This window comes from Paenibacillus sp. oral taxon 786 str. D14 (genome assembly GCF_000159955.1).
Taxonomy (GTDB): domain Bacteria; phylum Bacillota; class Bacilli; order Paenibacillales; family Paenibacillaceae; genus Fontibacillus; species Fontibacillus phoenicis.
This window is the reverse complement of record NZ_GG695979.1, coordinates 33,124-45,004: the sequence shown is the minus strand read 5'-3', so window position 1 is coordinate 45,004 and position 11,881 is coordinate 33,124. Positions and strand designations below refer to the sequence as shown.

Here is an 11,881-nt window from a genome sequence, read left to right as displayed (position 1 = left end):
AAGTGTTAAAGGGCTGTAAACCACCGCGACATCCGTAAAAAGACATGCAGACGGCCGGCAAATTCCCCGCGTTTTCAAGCCCGGCGACGCTTCCCGGTTCTCCACCGGGATTTCAACAAAATCGTGAACGCCGCGCCGCATGCCGCCCCGATCGTATCCAGCAGCACGTCCTGCACCATCGCCGTCCGCCCCGGCGTAAAGCTCTGGTGCAGCTCATCCGTGCAGGCATAGAGGAACGCGATCAGGATCGCGAAGAGCAGTCGCCGATTGGAGCGCCCACAACCGCCTAAGGCGTAAACCAGGAATGCCGCCAACAGGGCATAACTGCCGAAATGCGCTGCTTTGCGGATAAAGAACTCGATGAAGCTCGCCCCGCCCACACGATCTACGCTGATCTCATGCCCGCCGTAGCTGAACCGGATCCCGCCGAATCGGTTCTCAATCCACTGATCCGAGGTCTTTTTCTCGATTTCCTGCACCAGTGACTGCTCCTGATAAGACTGCGAAGAGAACCCGAACAGAATCACCATCATCGCGATCGCCGGCAGCCAGCGCAGCCAAGGCCGAAGGTTGTGCAAGGGAGGTCACCTCATTCGTTTGCGAACTCATTCATTTTACGAAATTATAACATAAGAAAAACGTCTATCGACGCACATTCAAGTAGACAGAATATCATAAGAAAACCCCGGGTTTCCCCGGGGAATTGCTAGCGAATCTTTAATTGTTAACCATCGTACCGTTCATATGTAGGTCGGCTGTGCCGGGATGATTACAGTTTGATTACGTTAGCGGCTTGTGGACCACGTGCGCCTTCAACGATTTCGAACTCGACGGATTGGCCTTCTTCCAGCGTTTTGAAGCCTTCAGCTTGGATCGCGGAGAAGTGTACGAATACGTCGCCGCCTTCTTCAGTTTCGATGAAACCGTAGCCTTTTTCTGCGTTGAACCATTTTACTTTACCTTGCATGCACTAACATTCCCTTCATTATCAAATAAGAGTGTGATCCTTGTAACCAAGCCCCACATTTTTGACTATACCATCCGAGCTTATCCGGTGTCAATTGCCAAGGAAAAGGTTTTACTGTAAGGAATTTGTAGATATTTGTCAGGGGATTGTCGGAAATGTGGATGGCTGGAATAATCACTTTATCCCTTTATTAACCCAGAAGGAGAGAAATCGAAACTGATTGCAAAGTATATTTATTCAACCATTAATCTGACCAATCCACTCGAATAGTCAAATGTATAAACGTTTTGTTTCGTCGTTACCCTTACATTGGGGAGTTGAAAAGGATGTTCTGATTCCGACTTATAATTTCCCATAACCAAGTCAAAAAATTTAATAAAGTCAGCATCCATCCCGTGATGGGCTGTTTTAAAAGCCCCTTTATATAGAGTGGTATCATTTACGACATTCAATCTACAGTTTGGGATAGAATTACAAAAATTGATTTTTTCAATAATTCCGATTAACTGGTCATAAACACCATGAAAACTAACAATATTTGATTTATTTTCGAACTTACGATAAAGAAAAACTAGATCCATCACGTCTCTATCCAAATTCAAGTCACAAACGTAATAGCGTTTTTGTAGATTATGAGAAGGTACATTTCGAATATAATCTAAGTAAACAGGTCTCAGGTAAGCGGAATTGTCTATAATCATAGAAAATAAATGTGGCGCAAAACGATTACAAAGGTAAGCCAAGTAAGCTCCATGAGACTGCCCTGAGCATATTATTTTGCGTCCATTGAATGGTATTCCATTCTCTTTCAATATTTCTTTAACCATCAATACAGCTGTCAGATTATCTAAAACTTGCATTAGGGACATATCATTAAAATTATCCAATGATTCCAACGTATCTTCCAGTTGCATGTGCTCATATCCAAAATAATCACATTGAATACAAATTAGATTATATTGATCTGCAAATTGTCTACGCATTTTTTGATAAACGTTGCTTCTAGCATGACCACCATATCCAGGAATAAACAATATTAGCCCCGTGTTCTCGTTCACACCTTCAGAGGGTTCAGAAAAATATATACTCAGTTTTCTTCCATGTCCTGTGTATATATTAGGATGGGCATCGACAACTATTTCATGTTGAATTGACAAAAAGAAACCTCCTAATACCAAGAAACTATCATTTTCGGATAAACCGATGATACACCTTCTTCACGGCCTCAATGACATCTGTCACATCTTGATTCGTCATTTTCGGAAATAGCGGCAAGGTAATGGCTGTATTGTAATAGCTTTCTGCATTAGGGCACAAGCCGGGACGGTAACCCAATGATTGATAGTACGGCTGCAAATACACCGGAATATAGTGAACGTTGACACCGATATTCTCCGCGCGAAGTGCTTCAAAGATCTCTTTCCGGCTTGCAGTAAAATATTCAGGCAACCAACGAATGACGTAAAGATGCCAGGATGATTCGGCCATCGGATGCTGTTTCGGAATGACCAAACCAGGCAACGTGGAGAAACACTCATTGTACATTGAAGCGATCTCCCGTCTTCTCGCGACAAAATCGTGAAGCTTGTCCATTTGGCTTGCTCCCAGTGCCGCTTGCATATCGGTCATTCTGTAATTGTAGCCAAGCTCCTGCATTTCGTAATACCATGGCCCGTCATTCTGGATGAGCTTGTTTGGATTTCGAGTCATCCCATGATTGCGGAACAACAACAACCGCTCATAGTAACGCTCATCGTTCGTCGTAATGATCCCGCCCTCACCGGTTGTAACATGCTTGACCGGGTGAAAGCTGAACATGGTCATGTCGGCCCAAGAGCCTATTTTCCGCCCGGCATAGGAAGCTCCCAGCGAATGCGCAGCATCCTGGATCACCACAAGGTTGCGATCCCGCGCCAGCATCGAGATTCGGTCCATTTCCGCCGGCTGCCCTGTAAAGTCAACCGCGATGATCGCTTTGGTTCTTTCGGTGATCTTCGACTCAATCTCTGAAGGAGCGACATTGTAGGTATCCATGTCGATATCCGCAAAAACCGGCGTGCCCCCTTGGTAAAGGACACAGTTGCTGCTAGCCAAAAAAGTGATCGGTGTCGTTATCACTTCATCGCCTTGACCGATCTCCGCCGCGAAACAAGCTCCATGAAGTGCAGCTGTACCATTCGCAAAGGCTACGGCATATTTGGCACCTACAGCATCGGCGACTTTTCGCTCAAACTGTTCGATCGCCGGCCCTTGGGTGATGAACGCCCCCCGCAACACCTCCACCACAGCTTCAATATCCTGCTCATCCAGCCATTGCTGACCGTAAGGCAGCAGCGTTTCGCGAACCGGGCGGCCGGATTCATGTTCCTTTGTCATTTTGCGTTCCCTTCTTCCTTCATGGTCGCTTTACCTATTCCAAGCCTCCGGCCTGTATCCATTCGCGCGTCCGGGCGATGCCTTCCTCCAACGTTACGCGCGGCTCCCAACCAAGCAACCGTTTCGCTTTCTCCGAATTGCACAACAGCTTCTGAATTTCACTCTGCGGATGAATATGCTCTACATGACGGATCCGTGAAGGGTCCCCCGCGATCATCAACGCCAAATCGTTAATTGTGATATCTCGCCCCAACCCTGCATTCACAATCTCGCCGTTAACGGCATCGGAATAACCCGCAGACACGACAAAATTGGCGCAATCCTCAACATAAAGCAGGTCGCGAGTCTGGGTGCCTTCTCCGTAAATGCGGAGCTCTTTTCCATCCAAATCATTTTTAAGGAAAATCGCAACCACTCCGCCCTCACCGCCAGTCTTCTGAAATGGACCGTAGGTATTAAACGGGCGAATGACCACGGTCGGCAGTCCGTAGGCGTAGTAGTAAGAGAGGACCATATTTTCCGCAGCCACTTTTGCTCCGGCGTAAGGCGAAGCCGGTTTTGTTGGATGCAGCTCCGTGATCCCGGTCTCATCCGTACACCGGTCATAGACCATGCAGGTGCTCATAAACACAACTTTCGTATTGTATCTGCGGCACTGCTCCAAGATATAAAAAGTCCCGACCGTATCGTTATTAAACGTGGTTCGCGGATCATCGATGGAGTCTTGGACGTTAATCGACGCGCCAAGATGATAACAAATGTCGAATTGATGGGCAGCGAACAGTTCCTCTAAAAGAGGCTCGTCCAAAATCGTCCCCCTGATGAACTGTTTCAACCCCGGATGGCCCTGAAACTCCTGAAGATTGGCTTCCCGTCCGTTCGACAGATCATCCAAAATCCACAGTTGGTGACCATCCTCTAACAACTTTTTGGCAACCCATCGGCCGATAAATCCAGCCCCGCCGGTAAGTAAAATGTTCAAAGGAATGCAGCTCCTTCTATAAATATACTTCTACATATTATTAAAACAAATCCCAGGTTACAGGAGTTCCCTTAGATGCATCTTTGTTGATCTTTCGGCCAAGCAGTTGATCCAGATATTTGGTCGGAAGACCTAACCCGGGACGGATAGCCTTGATGTTCTCGCGGGTAAATACATCGCCTTTCTTCATATCCTGTGAAATATATAAAGAGCGCCGATGTTTCATAGACTCTTTTTCCCGATCGGTTGGACCATACGACACTTTGCCTAGAGACTGCCAAGCCCGTTCCGTCTCCACCACGAGCACGGACAGTTCTTCGGGTTCCAACGAAAACGCGGAATCCACGCCGCCATCTGCACGCCGCAGGGTAAAATGCTTCTCGATCACGGTCGCTCCTAAAGCGACGCTCGCTACCGAAACGCCAACTCCCATCGTATGGTCGGAAATCCCGACTTGGCATTGGAACAACTGCTCCATATGAGGAATTGTTACGATATTGGTGTTCTCCGGAGAAGCAGGATAAGTGCTGGTACATTTCAGCAATACGATATTTTCGGCCCCTGCTTCCCGGGCCGCCCGTACGGTTTCATCCAGCTCGGCAATCGAGGCCATCCCCGTCGAAATAATTAGCGGTTTCCCCGTTGCTGCCGCTTTACGAATCAATTGGATGTCGGTGTTCTCAAATGAAGCGATTTTGTAAGCCGGGACATCGAGGGATTCGAGGAAATCAACAGCGGTTTCGTCGAAAGGGGTGCTGAAAGCAATCAGACCAAGCTCTTTACAACGCTTAAAGATCGGCTCATGCCACTCCCAAGGCGTATACGCCTCCTGATACAAATTGTATAAAGAGCTGCCTTGCCACAAGCTGTTAGGATCCTCGATAAAAAATTCACCGTCATGAATGTCCAGTGTCATCGTATCTGCGGTATATGTCTGCAGCTTTAAGGCATCCGCCCCCGCTTGGGCCGCAGCTTCAACGATAGCAAGCGCACGATCTAGGGACTGATTGTGGTTTCCCGACATTTCCGCGATAACAAACGGCTTATGATTTTTGCCAATCCAGCGGTGAGCAATTTGAAAATCCATTGATACGTCCTCATTTCTGCTGAAGTCATGAAAACTACTCTTTCTGAGCAAATAAAACAATTGAACGACCGAACCCAAGTTCAGCCAAGGACTCATAGAACCGGTTGAGCAGTTCTTTACGCCCCGTCTTGATGAAGGAGTTCTGGAAGTTTGTCGATATATTGAATCGCCTGTTCCAGCGTAACCTCAATTTTCTGATTTTCCAAGTGGTAAAACAGCTTGTACATTTTCACGTAATCTTCCATCGTATCGATCGTGAGACGTACGTCTTCACGCTGCAAATGCTTAAGTTCGGGCTGGATCTTGATCATGTTAAATTTCTCAGGATGATTCAGGATATACGGTGTAACATGCTCCCGCTCGTAATCCGATGTTGCCTCCTGGGCTGCCCGTATCAAGGCTTGGCGGGTAAACACTTCGATTCCCGTCCCGTAGGGGACGTGTTCCATGCCGACGTAATCCAGCCGATTCGCTTGCAGTGCGGCTAGCCCTTGATCTATAAATCGTGGTTCGACCAGAGGATTGTCTGCGGTAATTCTTACGATGAGGTCTGCGCCAGAATGCTCGGCTGTTTCGTAAAACCTTTGAAGAACGTTGTCCAACGGGCCCCGGTAAACAGAAACTCCTAGTCTACGACCGGCGATCTCAAGCAAATCGTCCTCCGGTTCCGCAGACGTTGCCAACCATATTTCATCCACGCTCGATGATTTTTGGGCTTGTCCGATGACCCGTTCAAGCAAGGTTTTCCCATGAAGATCTTTTAGCACTTTCCCCGGCAATCGTTGCGAAGACAACCGGGCTTGAATGATTGCTGCGACTTTTACCATGCCGTCCACCCGCCGTCTACAGCGAGATTTTGCCCTGTAATATAAGATCCGGCAGAAGATATTAGAAGAAGGACAGCCCCTTTGAGCTCATCGGGAAGGCCGATTCTCCCCAGCGCGGTTTTGTTGCTTAATTGAGCGATGAACTCCTTGTTCTGCTGCGTTTGTTCATTTGGAAAGGGTCCTGGAGAAATCGCATTCGCCCGGATCCCTTTACGGCCATAGTGACAGGCAAGGTATCGGGTAAATTGGATGATCGCCGCTTTACCTGCGCCATAATTGGCCGGGTTGTTCTGGCCGGAAGTCCCGTAGATTTCCGGATTAGGCGAGACGACACCGTACATGGAAGCGATATTGAGAATGGTCCCCTTCCCCTCCTCCAGCATATAGGGAAGAACCGCTCTTGTACAACGGAACACGGCGTTGATGGTTCCATCGATCCCCTTTTCCCACTGTTCCTCCGTGAAGCTCTCAACGAATCCCGGCGAGCTTACATTTGCATTATTGATTAAGGCGTCAATGCGGCCATACTGCTGAATCGTCCGTTCAACCCCCGCTGTTACCGATTGGCCATCTAATACGTCTAGTTGTAAGCCAATATGCTTGCCGGAGTATGTTTGCGTTAGCGTTTCGGCCAAGAGAGTGCATTTATCAAGATTTCGGCTGGCGATCACAACGTTAGCGCCATATTCGGCCAGTGCATGACACATCGCCGTCCCCAGATAACTGGTGCCGCCTGTCACCAGTATGGTTTGGCCGCTCAAATCGAATAAACCGTTCACTTTGGTTTCCCCCAACAGCTCGGATTTAAGATATCGTCAGAAATTTGGCCGAACATGCGCTGAATGTCATCTCTTACTCCCTGCGGAAGCACGGGAAGCCGCATCGCTTCGATATGTTCACGAAGCTGATTTTCGGTTTCACAACCAACGACGATTCGCCCGATTTCCTTCAGATCCCGAACATAGATCAGACATAATTCGGCACATGTAAGATGAAGCTCGGATGCCAAAGCATGCAGTTGTTTGATATAAGGAACTGCCTTCTGCAAATAAGCTGGAATCTCGTCGAGCGGCATCAGCAGCAATCCCTGCAAAAAAACACTTCTGGCATGAATCTCTATATGCCGGGAACCTAGTTCAGCTAACAGACCGCTTCGAAGCAGGCGGGTATCGATGATATTTATCGGGACCTGAATCACGTCTAACCCGTCTAGTTCCAAATAACGCTCCACATCCTCAGGCGTATAAACCGAAATCCCTACTTTGCCGATCAGGCCATCCTGTTTGAGCTCCTTTAACCACTCCACCGCAAGCCCATCATGCGAAAACATGCTTTTGGGGGAATGGAGCAAACAGTAATCTAAACGAGAAAGATTTAATCGTTCCATAGATAGGAGGACTTGATCCTTCATGCCCGTTCTCGCTTCCGCGGCGGACTGGACCTCCCCCTCGAAAGGGTCCGGTATTTTTGTCACGATCTGAAACGGCTGATTTTGTCCTGCTTCCCTAAATGTTCTTATATACTGGCCGATAATCGTTTCGCTTTCCCCATAGCCGGAGGCCGTATCGAGCAATTCTACGCTGCTTTGGTTCGCCAGTTCAAGAATGCCCCTTGCTGAACTGGGGGAAGGTTGGCCTGTCTTGTTGGCAATACCGTAGTTCATCCCTAGTTGTGCTGTTCCAAGCGCCAATTTCATATTCTGACTTCCCTTCTGTATTACCTGTGCAGCATGGTCCATAGTTCATCGAAGTGATGGATTCGATATTCCGCTTCATAAGCGTCAGGACGGTTTATAGCAGCAAAATTCCCGCGCATGATTCTGACTGTTCGGAAGCCTAAAGGCTTAATGCCTACAAAGTCTTTGTTGGGATTGTCGCCTACGTAAACAACCTCTTCCGGCTGCAAATTCTCCCGCCGACAAATGTGCATAAAGCAAAGCGGGGATGGCTTCTCGTTAGCGATGCCATACCGCCTTGTAATGTAGCACTTCCGTATATTCGGGTGATCATAAAGCCCCAAGGCTTGCAGCTTGCGAAGCTGAACAAACTTATTGCCGTCAGTCACGATATAAATCTGAAAGCTGCTCCCTGCATTGTTTAATAGTCTGCGGGCATCGTCATACAGCTCAATTCGCGGCGCATGGCTCCGATATACTCCCAGACATGCTTTGACGGCCTTTCCTGTTCGTTTCCCGAGCTGTTCAAGCAAGACATCGAAAACCTGCCCTCGTCCGTTCTGTTCAAGTTCACGAAACATGATGGTCATCGCCTTGTCGGCAGGACATTGAAACTGTTGCTCCACGTAATCCGCCACGGCGCGAAATCCGCTGTTCACATAGGTGAGTTCTTCGTAAAGCGTATCATCTAAGTCAAATACCAGCGCTTTTACTTTCACTGAATCATATCCTCCGCATAACGCACCAACCGTTTTTCATGTTCGCTGCGAATAAACGGATATTCATCCAAATCGGCTCCTTCCGCCTCGAGCAAGAACCAGTAAAAAGTATCTAAACCGGCAACCACGCTGAGTCTGGAAGCTCCTCCAAAACGGCTGTTACATTCAATAAAATGAATTCCGCCTTGCTCATCGATGATCGCTTGGAATACCGCGTGCCCGTACAACCCCAGCTTTTCGGCAAACGCGGCACACATTTGTTCTAACTCCGCATGGCGGAAAGTTGTGGTGATCTGCGATTCCCCGCCAATGACAAGCTCTCGCTTGCGTGCTACAACTCCCTTACACTTCCCGTTTTGTTGCACATAAACATCGACACTAACCTCAAAGCCGGAAATATAAGGTTGAAAGATTGGCTGTTCCAGGCCTTGGGCATGCTTAATAGCGTCTTCCAGAGAAAGCTGAATTCCGATCGATTGCGAACCCGCACCAAAGCGCTCTTTGACGACATACGTCGAATTTGCCGGCTGAACTTCCTCAATTCGCTCGCCGGTAACGATGACCGGAAACCCCCATTCGGACCCCTTTTGATAGAACAACTGCTTGTCCAAACAGATCCGAACGGCTTCCACATCGGATACCATCACATGCACACCTTGACGCGCCAGTTCTTGCTTCGCTTCGGCAAAATACGCAAGTTCGCCGTCCCGAGTAGGAATGATATAACGAATGCCTTGTTGTTTGCACTCTTCAAGCAACTGCTCCAGGGATAAATTTTTCAGAAAAGGCATCGTCCAAAAGCGGTCTACAAAAAAACGGCCGATAGCCTGCTCATTTACATCCCCGCCAATGAGTTGCAGAGGTTTACCTAATTTGGTAATGCCGCCCGCAACACATTTGAGCAACGGAACCTTCCGGGCCACGCTTGTAACCAGTACGCCGTTACCACGATGAGCTTGTTCCGGATCTACGGAGCTGGAAGACATAAGCGCTTTATAATGGCTGATGAGCTCAGGAATCGTGTCCTCCAACTGCCGGTTCGGATGCCAGCCTGTCCAAGCCTTAAAGGTGGACATATCCGCTTCCGAAGCCTCAAAGGGAATATCACTGTCCATCTCGACATGCTGCATATCCGGAAAGTGACGATGTAATATATTTAGCACATCTTCTACCCGTCGCGACCGCCCATTACCTAGGTTCACAATCCCCGTAGCCTCGCTTAAGGCGAGCCGCAGTAGCCCTTCCGCCACGTCCTCGGCATAGATGTAATCAAACATTCCTTCCTTGCGGTATACCTGAATCGTCTCCTGATTCAGAAGAGCCCGGATCCAACGGGATACAATATCGCGGGAGTTTTTCCCATAGACGCGGTAAATACGGGCGGAGACTGTCTTTAGACGCTCCCCGGCAAAATGCTGCAGAAACCGCAGCTCGATTTCGTGCATCAGCTTGGCCGCTCCGCACAAATTGCGCGGATGAATCGGTGAGCTTTCCGTAAGAGGGGTGGCTTCCTTCGCCGGCTGTTCAAATTGATACTGGTCCGGGTTATAAATTAAGTAACTGGAGGCAAAAACAACCCTTTTCAAAGAGCCGATGTCCTTCAGCAAGTCCATCAGGTGATGGCTTAGCTTTAAGTTATGGCGATAATTTTCTTCCCAAAACTCATACGTTTCCTCCGAGCGCTCAAAGGTAGCCGCTAAATGAAAAAAATATTCCGGGGAGAATTCCGCCAACTCCTCTTTCGAGATCTCATTCAAATCTCCTTGGCGATAACGAACCGAAGCCGGCAAATGGGGGGGTCTTGGTTTCAAATCACCAATCAATACATCGGCTCCTGCATTGACAAGCTTATGAACCAATTCCGTTCCGATTACGCCGGCTCCACCGCTGACAAACACTTTTTTTCCTTTTAGCATCGTAAAGCTCCTTTTATGCACCGTAGTTAACTTCCTGTCACTAAAATCCTCATTACCTTCAATATCGGTCATTTCCGTGACTCATTTCACGGGTGTCAAGCAGCCGTGCAGTAAAGAATCTACGTAGTGACCGTCTATTCTGACATGTTCCTTCATTCGCCCTTCGAACTGGAACCCGCTCGACTCCAATATTTTAATGTGGAGGGGACGAATGTCAAAGGTTTCCGTAAACAAACGATGGAGTTGCAGCTCCTCGAACGCGATATGCTTCATCAGGCTAAGGAAGGTTGAAAAATCGCTGGTGTACTGCGCCACTTCTTCCTCGCTGCTCCGCTCCGTCTGCACCAAATACGAAATTTCCGCCCGGCGATTCACCCAATCCAGATTGGTTAAACCGCCGTAGCCAATGTGCCTGCCATCATAATAATAACTGAAGAGCATCAAATTCGGATGCTCCACGTTATAGGACGGGAGCACGATCTCGTGGTAATAACGGCGCTGATCCTCATCCGTCAATATCCGGGATTGCCGCAGCACCGCCATCTGTTCATTCCGCCACTGCTTGATGGCTTGCATCTCGTGTTCGCGGAGGGGACGAAGTTCGTAGAGGTTGTTCGTATAGATGTCTGAACCTAACAGTAAATATTTCATGGATTCCATTAAAAATTCTCCCAATAAGAATAAAAATGTTATGAAACACAATCCTCTGGGTTAGTTCCTATTTCTTGCCTTAATTTTGAAACCCGCAATGTTTTCAAACATTCATATACACGGTATAACCAGTCCAAGTTTTTCAGTATAACAATTAATAGAATAGCTTGGGGCAACCACCCAGATAAAGCTGAGATAGAAATTATAAAAAACACAGTAAACATGTCAAAGCCCGGTATAATTCCTCGATCAAGAAACCATTGTTTCCACTTAGAACGGATAAGTTGGTTTTTTCTAGCAAAAGGCAATACAAATTTATGAACCACCACCAAATCAATCAAAATAGTGAGTGGTAAAGCTAATCTCAACCATAATGGTAGATCAACCCCAAGTGCTAGTCCAATAAACAGAACCCATCTCACTACTTGATCACTAATCCGATCTAATTTAGCCCCAAATGGAGTACAGCGATTAGTTAGCCGAGCCAGGTTGCCGTCCGCACCATCAAAAAAATGATGGAGTTGAAGGAGGACAGCGCCTAATATCCATTGCTGAAACAAAAAAGAAAGCCCTGCACCTACACCAATCAACCCCGTAAATACGGTGACCATATTGGGAGTTGCTTTAAGATCAAAGACTAATTTTGTAAAAAACGGATCGATTAAGTGTGCGTAGTACCTA

13 protein-coding genes are annotated in these 11,881 nt (G+C 47.7%); all 13 read right to left on the bottom strand.

Features of this window, described 5'->3' with window-relative positions; genetic code table 11:
• Window positions 1-74: 74 nt before the first annotated feature.
• The gene (locus tag POTG_RS13380; protein WP_009225365.1) at window positions 75-578 is read right to left on the bottom strand and encodes a VanZ family protein; all 504 of its coding nucleotides are present in this window, start codon (window positions 576-578) and stop codon (window positions 75-77) included.
• Between the two features lie 191 nt (window positions 579-769).
• Window positions 770-967 carry a cold-shock protein gene (locus POTG_RS13375; protein WP_009225364.1) on the bottom strand — a complete coding sequence of 66 codons (198 nt, stop codon included), beginning with the start codon at window positions 965-967 and terminating at the stop codon, window positions 770-772.
• Window positions 968-1,200: 233 nt separating this feature from the next.
• Window positions 1,201-2,124, bottom strand: coding sequence for a DUF2920 family protein (locus tag POTG_RS13370; protein ID WP_009225363.1), 924 nt, complete (start codon window positions 2,122-2,124; stop codon window positions 1,201-1,203).
• 28 nt (window positions 2,125-2,152) lie between these two features.
• Window positions 2,153-3,343 (bottom strand): UDP-4-amino-4,6-dideoxy-N-acetyl-beta-L-altrosamine transaminase, encoded by a 1,191-nt coding sequence (pseC, locus tag POTG_RS13365; protein WP_009225362.1) that lies wholly within the window; start codon window positions 3,341-3,343, stop codon window positions 2,153-2,155.
• Window positions 3,344-3,377: 34 nt separating this feature from the next.
• Window positions 3,378-4,325, bottom strand: coding sequence for a dTDP-glucose 4,6-dehydratase (locus POTG_RS13360; RefSeq protein WP_009225361.1), 948 nt, complete (start codon window positions 4,323-4,325; stop codon window positions 3,378-3,380).
• Window positions 4,326-4,365: 40 nt separating this feature from the next.
• Entirely contained in the window at window positions 4,366-5,412 is a 1,047-nt protein-coding gene (gene pseI / locus POTG_RS13355) for a pseudaminic acid synthase (protein WP_009225360.1), read from the bottom strand.
• A gap of 116 nt (window positions 5,413-5,528) precedes the next feature.
• On the bottom strand, window positions 5,529-6,239 hold the full coding sequence (locus POTG_RS13350) for a cytidylyltransferase domain-containing protein (RefSeq protein ID WP_036645346.1): 711 nt from the start codon (window positions 6,237-6,239) through the stop codon (window positions 5,529-5,531).
• A complete protein-coding gene (locus POTG_RS13345; RefSeq protein WP_232282295.1) occupies window positions 6,233-7,018 on the bottom strand; it encodes an SDR family oxidoreductase in 786 nt (261 codons plus the stop codon). Before POTG_RS13345 ends, POTG_RS13350 begins: the two co-directional genes overlap by 7 nt.
• Entirely contained in the window at window positions 7,015-7,935 is a 921-nt protein-coding gene (locus POTG_RS13340; RefSeq protein ID WP_009225357.1) for an aldo/keto reductase, read from the bottom strand. The genes POTG_RS13345 and POTG_RS13340 overlap by 4 nt, the downstream gene beginning before the upstream one ends.
• A 20-nt stretch (window positions 7,936-7,955) precedes the next feature.
• The gene (locus POTG_RS13335) at window positions 7,956-8,633 is read right to left on the bottom strand and encodes an HAD family hydrolase (RefSeq protein WP_009225356.1); all 678 of its coding nucleotides are present in this window, start codon (window positions 8,631-8,633) and stop codon (window positions 7,956-7,958) included.
• A complete protein-coding gene (locus POTG_RS23240; RefSeq protein WP_009225355.1) occupies window positions 8,630-10,549 on the bottom strand; it encodes an NAD-dependent epimerase/dehydratase family protein in 1,920 nt (639 codons plus the stop codon). Before POTG_RS23240 ends, POTG_RS13335 begins: the two co-directional genes overlap by 4 nt.
• An 81-nt stretch (window positions 10,550-10,630) precedes the next feature.
• Window positions 10,631-11,209, bottom strand: a complete 579-nt coding sequence (locus tag POTG_RS13325; protein WP_009225354.1) for a GNAT family N-acetyltransferase — start codon at window positions 11,207-11,209, stop codon at window positions 10,631-10,633.
• 29 nt (window positions 11,210-11,238) lie between these two features.
• A partial coding sequence (locus tag POTG_RS13320) for a CDP-alcohol phosphatidyltransferase family protein (protein WP_050769761.1) occupies window positions 11,239-11,881 on the bottom strand: 643 nt, incomplete at its 5' end.